The organism is Polyangium mundeleinium, assembly GCF_028369105.1.
GTDB classification, from domain to species: domain Bacteria; phylum Myxococcota_A; class Polyangia; order Polyangiales; family Polyangiaceae; genus Polyangium; species Polyangium mundeleinium.
This window is the reverse complement of sequence record NZ_JAQNDO010000001.1, coordinates 9,736,463-9,757,376: the sequence shown is the minus strand read 5'-3', so window position 1 is coordinate 9,757,376 and position 20,914 is coordinate 9,736,463. Positions and strand designations below refer to the sequence as shown.

Here is a 20,914-nt window from a genome sequence, read left to right as displayed (position 1 = left end):
GCCTCGCTCGGCCTCCCTAGCCTCGAGCCGCTCGCGACGCCTGTGAAACACCCTCTTAGGGCGTCGAGGTGAACTTGCCGACGCGGATCTGTTGGAGAACGAACGAGCTTTCGCTGTCGAAGGCGATGTCGGTCGTGCCGCGGCGCGTGCGGGTCATCGTGACGGTGACGTCACACGTGGGCGGGGGCTGGTCCGCCGAGCCCGTCGCCTGCAGGGTATTGGCCTGGATCGTGTGCGTGCCGCTGTCGCCCGGGACGTCGATGGTCTCGAGGAACGTGCAGGGGCTGTTCAGCTCCAGGCGCACGTCGTCGTTCGAGCCCGAGGGGGTCCAGGTGATGTTGAGGGCGGCCGCGCGCGAGACGGCGGACGCGCCGATCGTGAGGTCGAAGGGCGCGGGCAGGGTGCCGCGGCTCGAAGGCGCGTCGTCGTCGTCCGCGCGCTGGAGGTCGACGAGGAACTCGGTGCCTTCGGCGGCCGTGTTGAACTTGGCCTCGTAGACGCCGGTCTCCTGGGTCTGCATCTGGACGCGCTTGTCACCGGCCGCGGCGAAGATGCTGTCGCCGCCCGAGAGGTCGACGTAGGTGTTGCTCTCGTCGCCGCCCACCTTGAGCGTGGCGGTGAGCCGGGTCTCCTGATCGGACTCGGCGGTGGCGAAGATGATCGCCGCAATGCCGGCGGTCTTGACGTTCTGCGAGTCGACCGTCTCTTTGCAGCCCGAGAGGACGCCGAGGCCGACGACCGCCATCGTGGTGAGCCAACGTGTATTCATGGAAAGCCACTCTTTCTTCAAGGGCGCCCGCGGCGGGGCGCCGGTCCCGCAAGGGTACACGAGTCACCGATCCCAGCGGGGAGCGACGAGCCTGCGATTTCCCTCGACGCTGCGCACGGCGTCCGGGGCGTCGAGATCCTGCCGATCCCAGAGCTGGCAGGTGACCTGGCGGTGGCGCTGGTCGAGCGCCTCGCAGTAATTCGAGTAGATGCAGCGCCTCACCTCGGCGCCGCGGCCCTCGCGGTGCTTGCGGAACCAGTCGGGATCGGCGAGCGATTGGCGCGCCGCGGCGACGAGATCGGCCTCGCCGCGGGCGAGGATCGATTCGGCCTGGACGAATGTGCCAATGCCGCTGGCCGCGACGGTGGGAGTGTCGAGCCCTTCGGCGCGGAGAGCCGCGCGAATGCGGGCCTGCTTTTCGACGTGGCGCGCGAAGGGGCCCCGCGCGTCGGAGAGGGCCGTGGGCATGCACTCATAGCCGCTCGGCCCGGTGTAGGGATACGCCGCCTCGCCGACCTTGGGTTGCTTCGAATCCTCGAATTTGCCGCCCGTGGAGAGGGAGAGAAAGTCCATGCCGGCGCGGGCGAAGAGCAGGCCGTAATGGATCGCGTCGTCGACGCGGCTGCCGCCTTCGATGATCTCGTCGCAAAGGAAGCGGCAGCCGACGGTATAGGAGCGGCCGACGGCCTCCCGCACGGCGGCGAAGACCTCCAGCGGCAGGCGCGCGCGCGCGTCCCGGGATCCGCCATACCCGTCCGTCCGGTCGTTTCGCGCGGAGAGGAACGAGGCCATCGTGTAGGCGTGCGCGTAATGCAGTTCGACGCCGTCGAACCCGGCGTCCTTCGCGCGTTTCGCGGCCGCGGCGAAGAGCGAGGGCAGGACACGCGGCAGGTCGCGGATGTGGGGCTCGTGGACATCGGTGACGCGCTCGCGTGCCCCGAAGCGGAGGGCTTCGAGCTCGCGGGGATCGAGGATCCGATCGAGGACCTCGTCGCTCGTGGTCCGCAAGAAGGCGCGGAGGCTTGCGTCGGGGGCCTCGGCCCACCCGGCGTCCCCGGTCTCGCGCGCCAGGTTCTTTCGGTGCGTGGGCGTGAGGACGAGGTGGGTCTCCAGGAATTTTTCGCGCGGGGGGCGGCGGCGGATGCGGAGGAAGTCGATGATCTGGACGAAGAGGCGGGTGCGGCCGCCGCTCTGTTCGCGGACGCGGCGCGTGAGCTCGGCGAGGCCGGGGACGAAGCGGTCGTGTCCGATGCGCAGGAGCGGCCCGCTCGGGACGTCCCGGATCCCGGTGGCCTCGACGACGAGGGCCCCCGGCTCTCCCTCGGCGAAGCGGCCGTACCAGTCGAGCACGTCCTTTGTGACGAAGCCCTCCTCGGTCGCGCGCCAGGGGACCATGGCGGGCACCCACGTGCGAGCGGCGAGCGTCAGGCCGGAGGCGAGGGTGAGCGGCGAGAAGAGGCGCGAGCGAGCGGCCTCCTCGGCCGTGGGAGGCCGGTCCTCGGGGAGGGGATGGCGGATGCGCTCCTTTGGCTTCCACATGGCGGGACGGGGGAGGGAGACACGGAGCAAGGGGCGCGGCAAGACGCAAGGCAAGCCGGTCGGCAGCGCCGGGCATGTCGGCGAAGTCGTCGAGGCAGGTCGACGATGTCGTCGGGCGGACCGGCGACCGCGTTGTCCGGGTCGACGAAGTCGTCGAGGCAGGCCGACGATCTCGTCTTCGGGGTCGAGGAAGACGTCGTCGGGGTCGACGAAGTCGTCGAGGCAGATCGACGATCACGTCGTCCGCGTCGATGACTTCGTCGGGCAGGTCACTGACCTCGTCGTCGGGGTCGACGAAGTCGTCGAGGCATGTCGACGATCCCGTCGGGCGGGTCGACGATCCCGTCGGCGCCCGGGACGACGGCTCAGCCGAGCAGCGCCTTCGCGATGACGAGCTTCTGGATCTCCGTGGTCCCCTCGTAGATGCGCAGCGGCCGGATCTCCCGATAAAGCCGCTCGACCACGCTCCCTTCGAGCACGCCGATCCCGCCGTGGAGCTGCACGGCCTTGTCGATGATGTGCTGCGCCGCCTCGGTCGCGTACATCTTGCCCATCGCCGCCAGGCTCGTGACGCGCTCGCCCGTGGTGTCGCGCCGGTGCGCCGCGCGCGCCACGAGGAGCCGCGCCGCGTCGAGCTCGGTCGCCATCTCCGCGAGGTACGCCTGCACGATCTGCCGATCCGCGAGCGGCGCCCCGAACTGGCGCCGACGCTTGACGTGATCGAGCGTCGCCGAGAGCGCCCGCGCGGCCATCCCGTTCGCGGCCGCGCCGACGGAGATGCGGAACGCGTCGAGCGTCTCCATCGCGATGCGGAAGCCCGCGCCGACGTGCCCGAGCACGTGCTCATTCGGCACCCGGCAGCCTTCGAGGCGCAAGCGGCCGAGCGGATGCGCGCTCATCGGCAGCGGCTCGAGCGTGAGGCCGGGCGCGCCCTTCGGGACGTAGAACGCGGTGATCCCCTTACGGCCGAGCGAGGGGTCGGCGTTCGCGAAGACGACGTGGTGATCGGCGATGGGGACGTTCGAGATGAGCGTCTTTTCCCCGTCGAGCACCCAGCCCTCGCCGTCCTTGCGCGCGACCGTGCGCAAGGAGGCGACGTCGCTGCCCGCCTCCGGCTCGGTGAGCGCGAAGGCCCCGAGGCGGCGGCCCCGCACGACGTCGGGCACGACCTCGGCGATGAGGTCCTGCGAGCCGCCGAGGAGGATCGGGTAGGTGCCGAGGCCCTGCACCGCGAAGATCGAGTCGGCCTGCGCGGAGATCTGGCCGAGCGCCTCGCGCACGAGGACGAGCGCGCGCACGTCGATGTACGCGAGGTCCATCGGGCGGCCCGTCGTGGCGCCGCCGTAGGCCTCGGGGACGAGGTAGGCGTACAAGCCGAGGGGATCCCCGAGGAGGCGCGCGACCTCGGTCGCGTCCTCGGTCGTCGCGAGCACGTCGAGGTGCTCGCCCTGGAGGCGCGTCGCGAGCTCGTGGTGGCGCGCCTCGAAGAAGGGCGCGAGGTCCGGGACGGAGAGCGTGAAGCGGGCGCTCACGGCTCGCTCCCTGCGTCGGCCTTCGGCGCGGCCGGCGGCGGATCGCAGATCTCCGCGCCGAGGAAACGCGCCGGGCGTTTCGCCTTGTTGGCCTCGAAGGCCTCTTTGAAATCGGGGTGGGCCATGCAGAGCGCCTGCGCTTGCGCCTCGGCCTCGATCGCGGCGGCGAGGGTCATGCCGTGCTCGCTTTCGAGCATCTGCTTCGTCATGCGATGCGCGAAGGTCGGGCCTTTCGCGAGGCGCTCGGCCCAGCCGCGCGCCGTCGCGAGGACGTCGGCGTCAGGCACGACGCGGTTCGCGAGGCCGATGCGGTAAGCCTCCTCGGCGCCGACGAGATCCCCGAAGAAGAGCAGCTCCGCGGCCCGGCCGCGGCCGACGATGCGGGGCAGGAGGAACGAGGCGCCCATGTCCGCGCCCGAGAGGCCAACGCGCGGGAAGATGAAGCCGATGCGCGCGCTCTCCGCGAAGATACGCAGGTCGCAGGCCGCGGCGATGACGGCGCCCGCGCCCACGGCGACGCCGTTGATCGCGGCGATCACGGGGCGGCGCAGCTCGGCGATGCTCTGGATGAGGGCGCCCGTGACACGCGTGAACTCGACGAGGCCCGTGATGTCGCGGGCGAAGAGCTCGGCGATGATGCCCTCGACGTCGCCGCCCGAGCAGAAGCCGCGGCCCTTGCCGGTGATCACCACGGCGCGCGCGTCGTTGGCTTTCTCCAGGGAGCGGAAGGTCTGCGCGAGCTCGCCGTACACCTCGAAGGTGAGCGCGTTCAGGCGCTCGGGCCGGTTCAGGGTGATCTGCGCGATGCCGCGGGAGATTTCGAGGTCAAAGGTGGTCGGCGAGAGGGTCACGAATCTTCCTCGGTTTTGGCGCGGGCGCGGCGCCTGCCCGTGCCGCGCTCGGGGGTGCGGCGTGCCTCGCCGCGCGGGCCGCGGACGGCCGAGAGCTCGGGTCCGTGGATGGTTTGTCGTACCTTGTCGAGCATCCGCACGAGGCTCGACATCTCGCTACCGCTGAGCGCGGAGAAGAGCTTGGAGACACGCGCGGCGTGGCGGCGCTCGGCGCGCTGGAAGGCGAGCTGGCCCTTGGGCGTAAGGTGCACGCGCCAGGCGCGCCGATCGTTCGGATCGGCCCTGCGCTCGACGAGCCCGTCGCGCGCGGCGCGATCGACGAGGCCGGTGATGTTGCCGGCCGTCACGAGCATCGAGCGCGAGAGCGACGCGAGGGTCTGGCCGTTCTCGCGGACCAGGTTCGAGAGCAGGTCGAAGCGCGGCAGGGTCATCTCGTGCTCGAGGTCGTCGCGGATCGCGGCGAGCGCGGCCTTTTGCACGGCGAGGATGCGGACCCACGCGCGCACGGCGGGGTTCTGCTCGCCCTTGCCCACGGGCTGCGCGCTCACGGGCCTGCGGGTCGGCGCGCCTCGCCTCACGCCGGGTCCGTCGCTCCGCGAAGCACGGCCACGGCCTCGATCTCGACCTTGGCGCGTTTCTCCACGAGGCCCGCGACGCCGAGCAGCGCCATCGCGGGGAAATGCTTGCCGAGCCGCGCGCGCCACGCCTGCCCGATCGCCTTCCGCGAGCCGCGGTAGGCGTCGAGATCCGTCACGTACACGGTCATCTTGGCGAGGTCCGTGGGGCCGCCGCCGGCGGCGCGCACGACGGCGAGCACGTTGTCGAGCGCCTGCGCGAACTGCTCGGCGAGGTCGTCGGTCTCGAACTCGCACTGCGCGTTCCAGCCGACCTGGCCGGCCACGAAGAGCGTGGGCCCCGAGACCAGGGCGCCGTTCGAGTATCCCTTCGGAGGCAGATAGCCCTCCGGGTTCACGAAGGTGAGCTTGTCGTTCATCGCGTTTTTCACCTCTTGGGCTTCGGGTCGCCTTCGGCGCCCTTCGCCCCAAACCCCGTCCTATTTCATGACCTGGCCACCATCGATGGGGATGGCCTGGCCGTGCACGCTGCGGGCCTCGGGCGCGCAGAGCATGGCCACGATGTGGGCGATCTCTTCGGGCTCGGCGAAGCGCTGCTGGGGTGACATGTTCGCGAGGATCTTCTGCGCGGCCTCGGCGCTGCGGCCGGTCTTTTGCGCGATGCGCGAGGTCGCCTCGTCGCCCATGCGCGTGCGCGTCCACCCCGGGCAGACGGCGTTCACGGTGACGGGGGATTTCGCGATCTCCACGGCGAGCGCGCGTGTCATGCCGACCATCGCGTGCTTCGAGGCGCAGTACGCCACGCTGTAGCCGTAGCCGACGAGGCCCGCGTTCGAGGCGACGTTGATCACGCGGCCGAAGCCACGCTCGATCATCCCGGGGACGAACGCGCGGCAGAGGGCGAAGGCGCTCGTCACGTTCACTTCGAGCAGGTCGTCCCAGACCTCGTCCGTCGTTCGGTCGAAGGGCACGGACTCGGCGAAGCCGGCGTTGTTCACGAGCACGTCGACGGGGCCGACGGCGTGCACGGTGTCGATCGCGGCCTTCACGCTCGCGCGATCTTTCGCGTCCATGCGCACGGCGACGCCGCCGATCTCGTTCGCGACCTCGTCGATCTCGGGCTGGGTGCGCCCCGTGACGAGGACACGGGCGCCCTCGCGGGCGAGCCGCTCGGCGATGGCGCGCCCGATCCCGCGCCCGCCTCCCGTGACCAGGGCATTCTTTCCAGCGAGGAACATGACGCACGTATAAAAGATTCATATCTAAAGAACAATGCAGCCGAGCGGGCGTGGGCGGGTCAGGGCCGGCGGGCAGAGGCCACACGCCACGGGCGGGGCGGGGGACGGAGCGTCCGAGCCGAGCGGGCGGCGAGCGCGACGAAACGGGAACGACCTGGGCGCCGTGGGTGCGGAACTTGCGCGGCGTGGCGACGCGAAAAGCAGGCGTCCCCGGCCTATCGCGCTGGGCTACCGTCAGGCATACTTTTCCCGCCATGCGCGACCTTCGGAGCTTCTCGTTTGCGCTCGTATCGTCTTCGCTCCTGCTCGGCGTCGCCGGGTGTGGCCCCGAGCCGGCGCTGCCGCCCGAGGCCGCCTCGATCTGGGTAGCTCCGTCGTCGCCGACCGCGCCCGCGGACACCGTCTTTTTTGATCACCCGTGGCCGAGTGATCTGCGCCTCGAAGACGGCGTCGTCCCGCTCGAAGGATTCCCGAACCCGCGGCAGGTGCCGATCCTCTCCGAGTACATCGCGAAGATGGATCACAAGCTCGACGGCTTCTCGCCGGCGGCCGCGGGGTACGTGCGCTTCGATGGCCCGCTCGATCCGGAGTCGCTCCCGCAGACGCCGGCCCTCGCGCTCGCGAAGGACGCATCGGTGCAGCTCCTCGACATCGATCCCGCGTCGCCCGAGCACGGGACGCGCAGGCTCGTCTCGCTCCAGTTCCGCGCCGAAGAGGGCGTGTACTACCCGACGAACACGCTGGCCTTCATGCCCACGCTGGGCTTTCCGCTCCGGCCCCACACGCAGTATGCGCTCGTCGTGACCGACGCGGTGCGCGGCGCCTCGGGCGGCACGATCACGAAGAGCGCCGAGCTCGCGCAGGTGCTCGGCGAGCAGAGCACCACGAGCGACGCGGCCGCCTCCGCGAAGGAAGCGCTCGCGCCCGCCGTGGCGGAGATCGAGAAGGCCGGGATCGAGCGCGCGCACATCGTGCACCTCGCGGTCTTCCGGACGAACGACCCGACGGAGGAGCTCTTCGCGGCGCGGGATCACCTGCGCGCGAACGTGCCCGCGCCCCTGGCGAACCCGTCCGCGTGGATCATCGGAGGCACGTGGGACGCGCGCACGGAGTACATCGGCGTCTACGGGCCGTCGCCGAACTACCAGGAGGGCGAGGTGCCCTTCGAGAAGCCGAGCGACGGCGGCTCGTTCAAGTACGAGAACGGCGCGCCCGCGGTCGTCGACACGTTTGATCTGCGCTTCTCGCTCACCGTGCCGAACTCGGCCGCGTGCCCGATGCCGGCGGAGGGCTTTCCGATCGTGCTCTACGCGCACGGCACGGGCGGCGATTTCCGCAGCTACGTGTACGACGGGACCGCGCGCAGCCTCGCCGAGCAATGCATCGCCTCGATGGGGGTCGATCAGATCTTCCACGGCCGCAGGCCGGGCGCGCCGAAGGACGGCGATACGTCGAGGATTTCGCTGCTCTTCTTCAACGTGAACAACGTCCTGGCGGCCCGGACGAACAGCCGGCAGGCGGCGCTCGACGAGGTGCAGCGGGCGCGGCTCTTCACGGAGTCGAAGATGGAGGTGCCCGCGTCGATCTCGGTGACGGGCCAGCCGATTCGCTTCGACGGCTCGCGGCTCACGTACTTCGGCCACTCGCAGGGCGGGCTGAACGGTCCGCTCTTCCTCGCCTCGGACGATCAGGCGCGCGGCGGCGTGCTCTCGGGCTCGTCCGCGGTCATGGCGATCACGCTGCTCGAGAAGACGAGCCCGTCGCCGAGCATCGCGCAGCTCGTGAAGACGGTCTTCCTCAGCCTGAGGGCCGAAGAGGAGGGAGAGCTCGACCTCTTCCACCCGGCGCTCTCGCTCGCGCAGATGCTCGTGGACGCGAGCGATCCGCTGCATTATGCGCGGCATGTGGCCCTCGCGCCGCGCGAGGGGATGGCGCCGAAGAGCATCTACATGACCGAAGGCGTGAACTCCGACGGGACAGGCGACAGCTACTCGCCGACACGGGGGATCGAGATGCACGCGATCGCGATGGGGCTGCCGCTCGTCGAGCCGTCGCAGTGGCCGATCCCGGAGCTCGCATGGGGCGGGCCGGGCACGGTGGAGATCCCGGAGATGGGCCTGTCGGGCAACCTCGCCGGCGGGCAGGCGACGGGCGTGCTCGCGCAATGGCCGGTGCCGGAGGGCTCGGACGGTCACTTCGTGGTCTTCCGCGTGGTCGATGCGCGATCCCAGTCCTCGAAGTTCCTCCGCAGCCTGAGCGACGAGCCGAAGGGGCAGGTTTCGCAGCCGTGATCGAAGACTCCGCGAGCGAGCGCGCGGCGCGGATCTGCGCCGCGCAGGGGATCACGAAGCGACGCCCGCCGGGGCAAGGGGCGTGGGATCTCACGCGGGATCCGCCCGAGGATCTCGCGGCGTTATGGGCGATCGCAGGCGGGATCGAGCTCGGCGACGGCACGCGCTTGCTCGGGCCCGAGGAAGTCGGTCCTGCAACGAAATGGCTGACGGAGGAGAAGTCGCTCGGCTGGGACGGTGATCTCTTCGTGATCGGCGAGCGGGACGATCTCGTGATCGTGCGGGACCTCGATCACGAGGGCAAACGCGCGGGCGGCGGCGTGCTGGAAGCGCCGACGGACGGGCTCGAAGCGTTCCGGCGTGTCGCGTGGGACGTGCTCGGGTACCTGGAGGCGCGGCTCGGGGTCGAGCCCGCGCCGCGGCCCACGCCCGAGATCGCGGCGGAGATCGCGGCCTCGCAGAAGGACGGCGCGACGCTCGCGAGGGTGCTGGCCGAGCCGTTTTACCCGGGCAGCGAGGCCATGGCCGCGCACGCGGCGCTCGTGCTCGGCGAGATCCTGGCGGCTGCGGGGGACGACGTCGCGGCGATGCGCGCGTTCGTGCGGAGCGTGTCGTTCCGGGTGCAAGGCGCGCGTCGTGGGGCCGAGGCGCTGGAGCGCGCCGCGGGCTTCCGCGCAGCGGCGCGTGTGGCCGAGTCGGTGGGCGCGAAGGCGCTCGCCGAGGCATGCCTCACGCGCGTCCGCATCTGACCTCCGCGCTCAATCGAACTCGACCGGCTCGTTTTCGCCCGCGATCCCCAGCATGCTGAGGATCTGCTCGACTTCGAGCCGCGTTTCGAGCTCGGGGTTCGACTTGAGGAACCCTTCGAGTTGTTTCTTCGCGGCCTTGCGGTTGCCCTTCGCGGCGTAGGCGAGGCCGGCGGCCTGCATCGCTTCGCCGTCGCCGGGGAACCTGCGGAGCGCCTCGTTCGCCTGGGAGAGCGCGCCGTCGAGGTCGCCGAGCTGGCGAAGGAGGTGCGAGAGCGCGACACGCGCGCCGAGGTAGTTCGGGGCGAGGCGGAGCGCCGCGCGGTAGGCTTCACGCGCGGTCTCGCGTTCGCCCGTCTCGAAGAGGGCGGCGCCGAGGAAATGGAACGCGTAGGGGTTCCTCGGGTCGGCCTTGATGACGTTCCGCAGCGCGACGAGCGCCTCGATGAAGCGGCCGTCGTTCATGAGCTCGGTCGCCTCCTCGACCGCGTCCCATCGGGCGGCGTCTTGTGCATCCACGGTCTGCGTTGCCATGCGCGAAGCATACGCGCGGAAAGTGCGGCGCGCCGTAACACGACCGATCCGCGCTTCCGGCACCACGTGTTTCGTGGTTAGTCCCCCCTCGTGAAGCCCCGCGAGCCCGCGCTGTTCCAGGCCTTCGCGGCGATCCTCGTGGTCGCGGTGGGCCTCGCGTTCTGGCTGCCCGGGTTCGGACGGACGGGCGGGGTGTTTCCGGTCCCGCTCGACGACGTCTACATCCACTACGGCTTCGCGCGGTCCGCGGCGCTCGGGCATCCGTTCGCGTGGCTGCCGGAGAACGGGTACTCGTCGGGCGGGACGAGCCTGACGTATCCGCTCGTCCTCGCGCCTGCGTGGGCGCTCGGCCTGCGGGGCGCGTGGCTTTCGTACTTCGCCGCGGCGCTCGCGTGTGTTTGCTTGTGGGATCTTTGCCGCTCGGTGCGGGCCTTGCTCGACGGTGCGCCGCGGCGCGCGGCCTGGATCGCGGCGCCCCTGCTGCTCGCGGTGCCGCTCGTCGACTGGAGCTTCTACTCCGGCATGGAGACGGCGCTCTTCGCCGGGATCCTCGGGCGCGTGCTCGTGGCGGCGCAGCACGCGACGACGGCCTCGCCGACCGCGCGCCCCGCCGCGCAGCTCCGCGCCGGGCTTTGGGGGGCGCTCCTCGTGGCCACGCGGCCCGAGTCCGCGGCGCTCGTCGGGCCGCTCGGCGTGGCCGTGGTGTACGGCGCGCGTTCGCTCGGCACGTGGCCGTCGCTCGTCCGCGCGCTCGGGCCCATGGGGGTCTTCCTGGCCGCGCAGGCGGCGGCGAACCGCGTGTTCACCGGGGAGATCAGCCAGGCGGGCGCCGTTCGCAAGCTCGTCGGGTCGAACCCGTACCTCACGCCGATCGAGGCGGCCGTGGAGGTCATCAAGAACCTCGCCGTGCTGCGGGCGCAGGCGTTCGAGGTCGCGCTCGGAGGCCCGTCCTTCGCGTTCGCCGTGCCGCTCCTCGCGCTCGTGGCGGTCCTGTCGCGGCGCACGCGTTTGCTCGCGGCGCCGCTCGTCACGGGCGCGATCGGGATGCTCCTGCTCGTGTCGCTGAACACGACGGCGCGGTACCAGAACTTCCGGTACGCGGTGCCTTCGCTCCTGTTCTTGCTCGTCGCCGCGGCGCTCGGCGCGGGGGAGCTTCTGCGAAGGGGGCGGGTCGTTCGCGCGCTCGGGCTCGGGCTCGGGCTCGTCGCCACGCTGGCGCCGGCGAGGCTCTTCCCGCGGCAGATCGATCATTTCGCCCGCGCCTCCGGCAACATCGAGCACCAGCAAGCCGAGGTCGCGCGCAGGCTCGCCGCGCTCTCGCCGCGTCCTCGGCGGGTCCTCGTCGGCGATGCAGGGGCAATCCCCTATCTCTCGGGCCTCTCCGCGCTCGATGGCCTCGGCCTCGGCGGCTACCACGACCTGCCCTTCGCCCGCGCCTCGGTGCACGGGATCCCCGCGATCGTCGAGCTCATCGAGCGGATGCCGGAGAACGAGCGTCCCGACGTGATGGCGATCTACCCGGGCTGGTTCCCGGAGCTCGCGCGATCGTTTGGTCAGCAAATGTTCTCCGTGCGGATCGAGGACAACGTGATCTGCGCCGCGCCGGAGAAGGTCGTGTTTGCGGCGGACTGGTCCTCGCTCGCGCCGCGTGGCGCGACGCGGGCGGGGTCGGTGTTCGAGGTCGACGTCGCGGATCTCGTGGATGAACGAGCGCACGGATACACGTTCCCGCGGCCGCAGGCTGGGTGGGTGATCGGCGCGACGTTGCGGGACGAGGGCGGGCATCCGCGGTTCGACGCGGGGCGCATCGTTCCCCAGGGGCAAAGCGAGTCGTTCGTCGTCGCCCCGCACGTCACGCGAGGCCCCGCGACGCTCGTGCTGCGGACCGACGGAGGCGCGCCGATCACGCTCCTGGTCGAGCACTCCGGGGGAGGCGCGCAAGCCGTGGAGATCCCGGCGCGGGACGAGGGGGCCTGGTTTGAGGCGCGTGTCCCGCTGTCCTCGGTTGGCGGCCGTGATTCCGTGAAGATCACGGCGAAGCAGAACGCGTGGCGGAGCTTCCACGTGTGGCTCGTGCGACCTTGAAGATCACGGGCGTGGTCCGTGGCATCCTCGCGGCATGGCGGATCGTCCCTCCTGGACCCGCGCGCTCGTGAACGCGGGCCGTGAGGCCCTCGCGTTCGGGCGGCAGGCGTGGCTCTTGCGGCACGATCTGGAGGGGGCTCCGGCGTCGGCCGAGGTGCGGGACGGGGATGACGTCGTGGTGCTCCTCCACGGGCTCTTCGCGACGGCCGGGGGGCTGCGTCCCATGCGGCGGGCGATCACGCGGCACAAGGGCGTCCACGCCGCCGCGATGACCTATCCGCCGGGGCCGGGCGTCGAGGAGCTCGCGGAGCGGCTCGCGGCGCTCGTCTCCGAGCTCCCGGGCGCCGTGCGGCTGCACCTCGTGGGGCACAGCCTCGGCGGTGTCGTGGCGCGGCTTTACGCGCAGGAGGCGGGGGATACGCGGGTCGTGCAGACGATCTCGATGGCGAGCCCGTTCGCGGGCGTCGTCGGGGCGAGCGCGCTCGGGTTCGGGGCGGCGCGTGATCTCGCGCCGGACAGCGCGGTCCTCCGCAAGATTCGCCTCGCGGCTTCGGCGACGGCGAACGTCCCGCACCTCTCGATCATCGCGGCGACGGACGCCGTCTTGCGTTCGCCCGTGTCACACGCCCTGCCTGGCGGTGAGGTGATCGTGATGGAAGGCCAAGGGCACAACACGGTGCTCTTCGACGAGGAGGTCGCGAGGATCGTCGAGCGGCGGATCCTCACCCGCCGTAGAAAAACGTGCTAGGTGCGGTGACCGTGCGTCGCAACGTAAAAGCTTCGTGGATCGGAGTCGCGCTTGCCCTCGGGATCGCGCTCGCGCCGGATGTTGCGCGGGCTGATGCGTCGGCGTGGGCGTTCGCGGGGGCGGGGGCGCTCGCGTGGAAAGAGGGGACGGCGGCGCTCGCGCCGCGCGCGGCTTTCAACTTCGATTACGGCGTGGGGACGTCGCCGGACGGCTCGTTCATCTTTGGCGGGCTCGCGCGGCTCACGCCTGTGATCGACGAGGGCACGGACCTGTCGCTGCTCGCGCGTTTCGCCACGCATGGCTTCCAGGCGGGCAAGGTCGGCGTTGCGGTCGATGTGGGCGGCTACCAGCGGCTTTGGGGGACGTACTCGCGTGGTGTGGCTGGGGGCCTCACGCTCGGCTTGCCGCTTGGCTTCTCGATTGGGGTGCAGGGGCTCTACGGCACGGGCGATGCGCTCGCGTTTGGCGCATTTGCTGGCATCGATTTCTTGCGCCTGACGATCTACCGGCAGTCGATGCTCGATGCGTGGCCGAACCCGTACCCGGCGCATCAAACGCCGGCGGCGACGGCCTCGTTTGGACCGACGCCGCGGTTCTTCTAGGCCAGCGGACGCAGAGGAAGCCCCGGGTTCCTTGCATCGACCGCATCGCGGTCGATGCACCAGAGGTCCAGGGCTGGCCCTGGTTCGGGTCCAGGGGCGAAGAGCCCCTGGTGGGGCCCGGGGTGAAACCCCGGCGCTACGCTGTGGAGCTTCTTCTCAGATCGACGCGAGGGCTGTGACCAGACGGTCGAGGTCTGCGCGTGTGTGGCGCTCGGTCACGGCGATGAGCAGCTCGCCTTTGCGGGCGGCGCTGACGCGGCCGAGGTCGTAGCCGGGGATGATCTCTTGCGTGGCGAGCTTGTCGCAGACCTTCTTTGTGTCGCCGCCGCGCACGCGTACGACGAACTCGTTGAAGGTTGGGGCGTGGTACGGCAGTGCGTAGCCTTCGAGCCCTGCGATGGCCTTCTTCAGGTACTCGGCTTTGGCGAGGCACTGGCGCGCGGCTTCCACGAAACCCTTCTTGCCGAGCATGCACATCTTGATGGTCACCGCGGTCGCGCAGAGACCGCTGTTCGTGCAGATGTTGCTCGTGGCTCGCTCGCGGCGGATGTGCTGCTCGCGCGTGGCCAGCGTGAGCACGTAGCCGCGGTTGCCTTCCTTGTCGACGGTCTCGCCGACGATGCGGCCGGGGATCTGCTGCAGGTACTTGCGGTCCTCGCGGCATGCGAAGAGCCCCACGCCGGGGCCGCCGAATTGCGGCGGCAGACCGAGCGGCTGGCCTTCGCCCACGGCGATGTCGGCGCCGAGCGCGCCGGGGGATTCGAGGAGCGCGAGCGCGTACGGGTCTTGCGTTGCCGTGATGACGAGCGCGCCCTTTGCGTGCGCGGCCTCGGCCACCTTGCGGAGATCGCAGATCGATCCGTAGAAGTTCGGGTACCCGACGAGGACACACGCGGTCTCGGGCGTGATGGCGGCTGCGAGTGCGTCGACATCCGCGGCGCCGTCGGCGGCGAGGGGCACGACCGTGAGTGATGCCTTGCCGGCCCCGAGGCTCCGCACGTGCGTCTCGATCGTCTCGAGGTACTCGGGGTGGATGCCTCCGGAGATGACCGTGTGCTCGCGCCCGACGAGCCTGCGCGCCATGAGCACCGCTTCGGCGGCTGCGCTCGCGCCGTCGTACATCGAGGCGTTTGCGAGCGGCAGGCCGAAGATCTCGCTGATGATCGTCTGGAACTCGAAGATCACCTGCAGCGTGCCCTGCGCGACTTCGGGCTGGTAGGGCGTGTAGGCCGTGTAGAACTCGCTGCGCAGGAGGAGCTGGTCGGCGGCGGGCGGGAAATGGTGCTCGTAGGCGCCGGCGCCGAGGAACGAGAGCATGCCGGCCGCGCGGTTCTTGCGGCCGAGCTCTTCGAGGTGGCGCATGAGCGACGGCTCGTCGACCGGCGCGGGCAGGTCGAGCGGGCGATCGTAGCGGGCGCGTGCGGGGATCGATTCGTAGAGCGCATCGAGTGAAGGCAGGCCGACGGCCTCCAGCATCGAAGCGATCTCCTCGGTCGTATGAGGGAGGTATCGCATGGGTGTGGAGAGAGGTGATGAGAAGGCCGCGGCCTGTCTCAGTGGCCGGCGGTCTTCAGCAGCTCAGTATAGGCCGTGACGTCGAGCAGGCCATCGAGCTCGCTCCGATCGGAGGGCTCCACGGCGATCATCCACGCGAGGTCGTAACAGTCCTCGTTCACCTTCTCCGGCTGCTGTTCCAGGAGCTGGTTGATCTGCACGACCTTGCCGCTCACCGGGGCGAAGAGGTCGCTCAGCGTCTTGACGCTCTCGATGGTCCCGAAGGCCTTGCCCTGGGTGATCGTCTCGCCGACCTTCACATCGAGGTTCACGAGCGTGATTTCACCGAGCTGATCCACGGCGAACGCCGTGATGCCCACGAGCACCCGGCCGTCCTCTTCCTTCGTCCACTCGTGGTCCTTGGTGTACCGACGATCCGACCGAACATCATCGCTGCTCATACGAAGCCCTCTCTCCTGTCCCCTGCTACGACGACACGCTTTCGTTACGACGAACGCTTGTAAAACGGAGTCTTCACCACGACGGCGCTCACCGAGCGGCCGCGGCAGTCGACCTCGATCGACGTGCCCACCTCGGCGAGCGACGTGGGCAGGTACCCGAGGCCGATGTTCTTGCCGACCGTGGGGCCAGGGCTGCCGCTCGTGCACATGCCGACCTTGATCCCCAACTTGTCGAGGAGCGGGTAGCCGTGCCGCGCGATGCCGCGGCCGGTCATCTCGAAGCCGACGAGCTTGCGCGTCAGGCCCGCGGCCTTGAAGCGCTCGATCGCCGTGCGGCCCACGAAGTCGCCCTTGCCGAGCTTCACGACCCAGGCGAGGCCGGCTTCGAGCGGGTTCGTCGACTCGTCGATCTCGTTGCCGTAGAGCGAGAGGCGCGCTTCGAGGCGCAGCGTGTCGCGCGCGCCGAGGCCGGCCGCTTCGAGACCGAGCGGGCCGCCGAGCTGGACGAGCGCGCGCCAGAGCTGCGCCGCGCCGTCCGTGGGACAGAAGATCTCGACGCCGTCTTCGCCCGTGTACCCCGTGCGCGCCACTGTGCACGGGACGTTCGCCAGCGTGGCGTCGCGGAAGTGGAAGTTCGGGAGCTCGGCGAGCGCGGCGCCGTCCCCGCCCGCCTGCGCGAGCAGCGTGAGCGCTTTCGGGCCCTGCAGCGCGATGAGCGCCGTGCGGTCGGAGGCGTCGTCGAAGTCGCAGTGGTTCGCCGCGGCGGCCCGGAAATGCGCAGCCATCTTGTCGCGGTTCGCGGCGTTGCAGACGATGAGCCACTTGGTCTGCGACACGCGGTAGACGATGAGGTCGTCGAGGATCGTGCCGGCGTCGTTGCACGCGACGGTGTAGAGCGCCTGCCCGTCCATGAGGCGCTTCGCGTCGTTCGTGATCAGGTAGTCGACCACGTCCGCCGCGTGGTCGCCCGAGAGGACGAGCTCGCCCATGTGGCAGACGTCGAAGATGCCCGCGGCCGTGCGCACGGCACGATGCTCGTCCGTGACGCCCTTGTACTGCACGGGCATCTCCCAACCCGCGTAGGGGACGAGGCGACCGCCGAGCGCGACATGCTCGTCGTAAAGAGGGGTCCTGCGAAGCGCTGCCGGGGACTGATCCATGGTCGACACCTCGCGCGATGTAGTCCGGATCGGGGGCAAAGTCGATGGTCGTCCGGTACGGTCCAGCACGGACGCACGATCCCAGCATGCGCGCTCCATGACGCGCCGCGCCTCCCGTTGGAAGGCTTATTCGAGCTTCGTGGGGTCGAGGGGTTGTCCCTGCGGTGTGAGGCCGAGCTCGCGCCACCGCTCCTCTTCGGTGAGGCCGTCCTTCGCGGGGGGGCGGGTCACGTCGCGCACCACGATCTCGGTGTGGTCGTCTCGCAGGAGGATCTCGATGTCGAGGACATGCGCAGGCGCGGGCGCGGACTTTGCTGTCGCGCCGCGGAACACCGTCTTCGGCGCGGTGGATTCGACCTGCGCGGAGACGACGCGCTCCTTCACGTACGTCGCGACGTCCTCGGCGCGCAGGCTGCCCCGCGCGAAAAAGGCGTCGGGAAACTGCGCGGTGACGGTCATCGCGCGAGGTAGTTTGAGCCCAAACGCATCGACCGTACCTTCGGCGAGCTCGCCGGGCGCGAGCTGATCGGGGCGCGGGGGCGGGGCTGCGGAGGAGGCGCCGGCGGGCGCAGGGCGCTCGCCTTCCCCGCGGCAGGCCGCGAGGAGCACGAGCGCCGCGCAGGCGCAGAGGAGCGCGTGTTTCACTCGAGGACGAGGCCCCACGAGTCGACTCTCACCGAGGTGCGGGGCGGCGGCAGGCGCTTCGTCACGGTGTTCGTCTTCGAGTTTTCCGCCGAGGTGCCGCCCTGGCCGGTCTGGAAGACGAGCTGGAACTCGCCCGCGGTCGAGTTGTTCACGGCCGACATCGAGCCGAACGCGGGGTCGGCGAAGTTGAGCTGCTCGTAGCAGCTCGGCGTCTGCGTGACGGCCACGCCGAACACGACGGTGCCAGGCTGCTGGTTCTCGAAGAAGCTCACCGTCTGCGGTGCGTTCACGGGATCCTGTACGTACCGCGGGCAAGGCCAGTCGGTCGGCGGCGTGGGGCCGTTTCCGCTGCACGCCGTCTTCCGGTAGTAGTCGACGCCCCACACGGCGCCGTAGCCGTCGGCGCACGCGTTGCCTTGCAGGCCGGTCGGCGTGAACGTCGAGAAGTACGCGACGCCGTTGAAGAGCGAGATCGGGCCGGTCACGCGCACGCCGTTCTCGAAGGGGATCACCCAGTTGCTCTTCGTGACGAACGCGCCCGAGCCGTTCGGCTCTTCGCGGATCGACCACGCGCGCGTCTGCACGCCCGCGCTCGACGTGAACGTCTCCTGATCACCGGTCGACAGGAGGACGACGGGGTTGCCGATCGGATCGACCGTGACGATCGGCGGCGTCTCGATGGGCTGGCGCGACGCGGCCGTGTCGTTGCCGAACGAGTACGCGTCCCAGGCGAGCTCGACGGTCCACTTGTCGGGCTTCGGCGAGGTGAGGTTGATGCGATAGAGCGTCCCGTCCGCGTCGCCGACGTAGATGCGATCGGAGACCTGGCCCGGCAACGAGGGGTAGGGGACGGGGACGCCGGTGACGGGCGAATCGAAGGCGTTTTCCTTCACCTTCGTCGAGGGGAGCACGGGGCCGTCGTCCGCCTTGCCGCGGAAGTTCATGAGGAGCTCGCCCGTGTCGAGGCGGACGATCGAGAGCGAGCGCGACGCGCCGACCCTACCGCTCGCGTCGTGCCAGCACCGTACGACGTCGCCGCTGGTCTTGGGCTGGTACGCGTCGGACGACGAGACGGTCGTCGTCGTCTTGAGGCGCGGGCAGCTCCCGGTCGTGAGCGTCGTCGTGCCGCCCGGGAGGATCGCGACGGCGACCTCCTTCACGTCATTGTTGCCGTCGTCGACGGCGATCGTGGTGATCGCGGGCTTGATCGTGGTGGCCCCGAAGAGCGGCTCGCCGTTCGTGTTCGTCGAGAGCTGCCAGAGGAACTTCGGGTCCGAAGGTTTCGTCACGTCGAGCGCGTAGTAAAAGCTGCCGCCGAGGCCGCCGGCCGCGACGAGCACGCTCCTCCAGTTCGTGCCCGCGGCGCCGGCCTGCGCCTGCGCGCGCGTGCGCTGGAAGATGACGTCCCTCACGACGGGGCTTCCATCGAGGAGGAACGCCTGTCGACCGTACGTGGGCAAAAGACCCGGGAGCACGTGCGGCGGGAGGAACGACCAGAGCTCGTTGTTCTCCAGCGTGTCGACGCGTTGCGTGTCGGCCGGGTCGTTCGACGCGACCTTGAACGCGTGGAGCTGGCCGTCGGTCGTGGCCGCGAAGAGCACGAGCGGGCGCTTCTTGACCACGGGATCGGCGGCGAACGCGGCGTACGACTCGTCGCGGAGGAACTCGTTCGGCGCGCCCATCGTGACGGGCGAGGCGTGGTAGATGCTGCCGAAGCTGTTGCCGGAGCGCGACTGCGGCACGCCGGGCATGCCGACCTCCCAGCGGACCACGGTGTCGGTGCAGGTGTTCGCGTTCGCGCCCGAGCCGGCGATCGCCTTGCACGCGTCGGGCACGGGGCTCGAAGGGATGTCGAGCGCGAGCGGCGTCTGCGCGAGCGTCGATGCGAACTGCGCGCTGTCGAGCAGGCCCGTGGCCGTGCCGCCGTAGAGGCCGAGGCCGTCGTCCGTGGTGACGCTCGGCCGCAGCGAGCGGCGCGAGTGGATCTGCCCGTTCGCCTGCGGGCCGACGAGCGTGAAGAACTTGCGGGACGGGGTGTTCGAGTTGAGGTTCGCCTCGAAGTCGTCGCCCTTGGCTTGCTCGATCGGCGCGAGCACGGGCTTGAGCACGCCGGCCTGGTTCTCGCAGACGTACCGCTTGCGCTCGAGGTTGCCCGTCCAGAGCGAGCCGACCGGCGCGTCGAAGGACGTGACGAACTGGTAGCCGGCGGCCGAGGCGTTGCCCTGGCTCGTCGTGGCGCCGGCCGTGGAGAAGACGGGGATCGTGCGGCTCGTCGAGCCAGCCGAGACGACGGCGAGGACCTGATCGAGCGCGCTCTTCAGCGAAGGCAGGTCGTTCGCGAAGAACGCGCGCTTCGTGCCGCCCTCGTACGCGATGCGCGAGAGCGTGCAGCAAGCCTTGAGCGTGCCCGTCGCGTTCGAGCAGAGGCCGCCGGGGTTCACGATGTCGGCTTGCGTGAGCGTGCTGCAGTCGGTGCCCCCCGCCTGCGCCAAACCGAAGCCGATCGCGAAGGTCTTGATCGGGTGCGACTGCGTCACGAGCTGGTGCGCGATCTCGTGCGGCCGCTGGTAGGGGCACTTGCCGTTGCCCGTCGCGCAGGACTCGCGGAGGTCGAGGTTCGGCTCGCCGTCCGAGAGGAGGATGACGAACTGATCGCGGCACTTGCCCGCGTAGTACGGATCGTTCTTCGGGCCGAAGGGTTTGCCCGTGGCCGGATCGTTCGATCCGTCGTTCAGCAGGTAGTCGCGCGCGTCGGCGAGGATGCCCGCGATCGGCGTCGCGCCGTAGGGCCGCATCGCGAGGAGCGAGCTCTGGATGCGATCGTTCGTCTGCTGCACCTGCGCGATGGGTGCGTCGTGCGGGCCGAAGCCGAGGAGGCGGCCTTCCCAGGGCGGCGCGGCGGGGTTTCGTGCGCCGACCTCGAAGTCGTGGGTCGCGCAGTTCGGCGGGTTGCCGTTCGCGGGCGAGCCGCCGGAGCTCCAGTTCGGGTAGTAGCTCCACATGCCCTTCGTGCCGTCGTTCGGCGCAGGCACGGAGCCGCTCGCGCCGGTGCCGGGATCGGGCAGCGTGTCGAACGTCATCAGGCCGAAGCGGACGCGATCGCGGTACGTGTCGAGCAGGCCGTCGTTCGCTTGCTGGAAGCCCGGCGCCGCGCAGGCCTGGCTCGTGTTGTTCCACGCGTGTGTCTTCAGCGCGTTCGCGGGCCAGTCCCACCAGGCGCCGCCCATCGATCCCGGGCCGTACGCGCAGCCGTTCGAGAGGATGCGGTGGAACGGCAAGTAGTACTTGTAGTCGTAGGGATCGGGGCCACTCGGCAGGGTGAACTCGTTGAGGAACGAGGTCGACGATCGATCCTGCGCGAAGCAGGAGAAGTTCTGGATCGTCCCCGTCAGGACCGTGACCAGCGTGGCCCAACGGTTGAGCGGCGTGGTCGTCCCGGGGACACACGTCGCTGCGGCGTTCTCCGGCCGTTTGCCGTCGGCCATGTTCTCCATCGACCCCGACGTGTCGATGACGAGCAATACGTTCGGCAGCGGCGGGTTGATGTCGAGCTGCGCCTCGGCGACCGAAGCGAAGGACGCGATCGAGAGCAGCGTTGCGGCGACGATGGGCGGGGAGAGGACGCGGGTCAGGGTTCGCATGAG

General features: G+C 70.2%; 18 protein-coding genes. 5 read left to right on the top strand and 13 right to left on the bottom strand.

The annotated features are described in order from the left end of the window. Positions 1-55: 55 nt before the first annotated feature. From POL67_RS38475 to POL67_RS38445, 7 genes are all read right to left on the bottom strand, one after another. Positions 56-769: a hypothetical protein gene (locus tag POL67_RS38475; RefSeq protein WP_271925672.1), complete on the bottom strand. Its 714-nt coding sequence runs from the start codon at positions 767-769 to the stop codon at positions 56-58. Positions 770-832: 63 nt separating this feature from the next. Next, positions 833-2,308 carry an oxidoreductase gene (locus POL67_RS38470; RefSeq protein ID WP_271925671.1) on the bottom strand — a complete coding sequence of 492 codons (1,476 nt, stop codon included), beginning with the start codon at positions 2,306-2,308 and terminating at the stop codon, positions 833-835. A 365-nt stretch (positions 2,309-2,673) separates the two neighbouring features. Beyond that, complete coding sequence (locus tag POL67_RS38465) at positions 2,674-3,840, bottom strand: acyl-CoA dehydrogenase family protein (protein WP_271925670.1); 1,167 nt, start codon at positions 3,838-3,840, stop codon at positions 2,674-2,676. Further along, complete coding sequence (locus tag POL67_RS38460) at positions 3,837-4,691, bottom strand: enoyl-CoA hydratase family protein (protein ID WP_271925669.1); 855 nt, start codon at positions 4,689-4,691, stop codon at positions 3,837-3,839. Before POL67_RS38460 ends, POL67_RS38465 begins: the two co-directional genes overlap by 4 nt. Next, on the bottom strand, positions 4,688-5,269 hold the full coding sequence (locus POL67_RS38455; RefSeq protein WP_271925668.1) for a MarR family winged helix-turn-helix transcriptional regulator: 582 nt from the start codon (positions 5,267-5,269) through the stop codon (positions 4,688-4,690). The genes POL67_RS38460 and POL67_RS38455 overlap by 4 nt, the downstream gene beginning before the upstream one ends. Continuing rightward, positions 5,266-5,685 carry a RidA family protein gene (locus POL67_RS38450; RefSeq protein WP_271925667.1) on the bottom strand — a complete coding sequence of 140 codons (420 nt, stop codon included), beginning with the start codon at positions 5,683-5,685 and terminating at the stop codon, positions 5,266-5,268. The genes POL67_RS38455 and POL67_RS38450 overlap by 4 nt, the downstream gene beginning before the upstream one ends. A gap of 60 nt (positions 5,686-5,745) precedes the next feature. After that, positions 5,746-6,504, bottom strand: coding sequence for an SDR family NAD(P)-dependent oxidoreductase (locus POL67_RS38445; protein WP_271925666.1), 759 nt, complete (start codon positions 6,502-6,504; stop codon positions 5,746-5,748). Positions 6,505-6,758: 254 nt separating this feature from the next. On the opposite strand from POL67_RS38445, the gene POL67_RS38440 reads away from it, so the two are divergent. Beyond that, positions 6,759-8,795, top strand: coding sequence for a hypothetical protein (locus tag POL67_RS38440; RefSeq protein ID WP_271925665.1), 2,037 nt, complete (start codon positions 6,759-6,761; stop codon positions 8,793-8,795). Then, positions 8,792-9,544 (top strand): hypothetical protein, encoded by a 753-nt coding sequence (locus tag POL67_RS38435; protein ID WP_271925664.1) that lies wholly within the window; start codon positions 8,792-8,794, stop codon positions 9,542-9,544. The genes POL67_RS38440 and POL67_RS38435 overlap by 4 nt, the downstream gene beginning before the upstream one ends. A gap of 9 nt (positions 9,545-9,553) precedes the next feature. Here the strand turns inward: POL67_RS38435 and POL67_RS38430 are convergent, their stop codons facing one another. Continuing rightward, positions 9,554-10,075, bottom strand: a complete 522-nt coding sequence (locus POL67_RS38430) for a tetratricopeptide repeat protein (RefSeq protein WP_271925662.1) — start codon at positions 10,073-10,075, stop codon at positions 9,554-9,556. Positions 10,076-10,165: 90 nt separating this feature from the next. On the opposite strand from POL67_RS38430, the gene POL67_RS38425 reads away from it, so the two are divergent. From POL67_RS38425 to POL67_RS38415, 3 genes are read left to right on the top strand one after another with little or no spacing between them, the layout of a single operon-like run. Beyond that, positions 10,166-12,160, top strand: coding sequence for a DUF8728 domain-containing protein (locus tag POL67_RS38425; protein ID WP_271925661.1), 1,995 nt, complete (start codon positions 10,166-10,168; stop codon positions 12,158-12,160). Positions 12,161-12,194: 34 nt separating this feature from the next. Next, a complete protein-coding gene (locus POL67_RS38420) occupies positions 12,195-12,908 on the top strand; it encodes an esterase/lipase family protein (protein ID WP_271925659.1) in 714 nt (237 codons plus the stop codon). A gap of 11 nt (positions 12,909-12,919) precedes the next feature. After that, on the top strand, positions 12,920-13,510 hold the full coding sequence (locus POL67_RS38415) for a hypothetical protein (RefSeq protein ID WP_271925658.1): 591 nt from the start codon (positions 12,920-12,922) through the stop codon (positions 13,508-13,510). Positions 13,511-13,666: 156 nt separating this feature from the next. On the opposite strand, the gene gcvPA is transcribed toward POL67_RS38415, so the two are convergent. From gcvPA to POL67_RS38390, 5 genes are all read right to left on the bottom strand, one after another. Beyond that, the gene (gcvPA, locus tag POL67_RS38410; protein ID WP_271925657.1) at positions 13,667-15,025 is read right to left on the bottom strand and encodes an aminomethyl-transferring glycine dehydrogenase subunit GcvPA; all 1,359 of its coding nucleotides are present in this window, start codon (positions 15,023-15,025) and stop codon (positions 13,667-13,669) included. Between the two features lie 38 nt (positions 15,026-15,063). Beyond that, entirely contained in the window at positions 15,064-15,465 is a 402-nt protein-coding gene (gcvH, locus tag POL67_RS38405) for a glycine cleavage system protein GcvH (RefSeq protein WP_271925656.1), read from the bottom strand. Positions 15,466-15,509: 44 nt separating this feature from the next. Beyond that, positions 15,510-16,625, bottom strand: a complete 1,116-nt coding sequence (gene gcvT / locus POL67_RS38400; RefSeq protein ID WP_271925655.1) for a glycine cleavage system aminomethyltransferase GcvT — start codon at positions 16,623-16,625, stop codon at positions 15,510-15,512. Between the two features lie 126 nt (positions 16,626-16,751). Then, entirely contained in the window at positions 16,752-17,270 is a 519-nt protein-coding gene (locus POL67_RS38395) for a hypothetical protein (protein WP_271925654.1), read from the bottom strand. Beyond that, the gene (locus POL67_RS38390) at positions 17,267-20,911 is read right to left on the bottom strand and encodes a pilus assembly protein (protein ID WP_271925652.1); all 3,645 of its coding nucleotides are present in this window, start codon (positions 20,909-20,911) and stop codon (positions 17,267-17,269) included. Before POL67_RS38390 ends, POL67_RS38395 begins: the two co-directional genes overlap by 4 nt. Positions 20,912-20,914 lie beyond the last annotated feature (3 nt).

Bases quoted from the DNA above. Each gene is read 5' to 3' on its own strand.
- POL67_RS38450 (WP_271925667.1), bottom strand. From the start codon at position 5,685: ATGAACGACAAGCTCACCTTCGTGAACCCGGAGGGCTATCTGCCTCCG.
- POL67_RS38390 (WP_271925652.1), bottom strand. From the start codon at position 20,911: ATGCGAACCCTGACCCGCGTCCTCTCCCCGCCCATCGTCGCCGCAACG.
- POL67_RS38440 (WP_271925665.1), top strand. From the start codon at position 6,759: ATGCGCGACCTTCGGAGCTTCTCGTTTGCGCTCGTATCGTCTTCGCTC.
- POL67_RS38420 (WP_271925659.1), top strand. From the start codon at position 12,195: ATGGCGGATCGTCCCTCCTGGACCCGCGCGCTCGTGAACGCGGGCCGT.
- POL67_RS38470 (WP_271925671.1), bottom strand. From the start codon at position 2,308: ATGTGGAAGCCAAAGGAGCGCATCCGCCATCCCCTCCCCGAGGACCGG.
- gcvPA (WP_271925657.1), bottom strand. From the start codon at position 15,025: ATGCGATACCTCCCTCATACGACCGAGGAGATCGCTTCGATGCTGGAG.
- POL67_RS38430 (WP_271925662.1), bottom strand. From the start codon at position 10,075: ATGGCAACGCAGACCGTGGATGCACAAGACGCCGCCCGATGGGACGCG.
- POL67_RS38475 (WP_271925672.1), bottom strand. From the start codon at position 769: ATGAATACACGTTGGCTCACCACGATGGCGGTCGTCGGCCTCGGCGTC.
- gcvT (WP_271925655.1), bottom strand. From the start codon at position 16,625: ATGGATCAGTCCCCGGCAGCGCTTCGCAGGACCCCTCTTTACGACGAG.
- gcvH (WP_271925656.1), bottom strand. From the start codon at position 15,465: ATGAGCAGCGATGATGTTCGGTCGGATCGTCGGTACACCAAGGACCAC.
- POL67_RS38445 (WP_271925666.1), bottom strand. From the start codon at position 6,504: ATGTTCCTCGCTGGAAAGAATGCCCTGGTCACGGGAGGCGGGCGCGGG.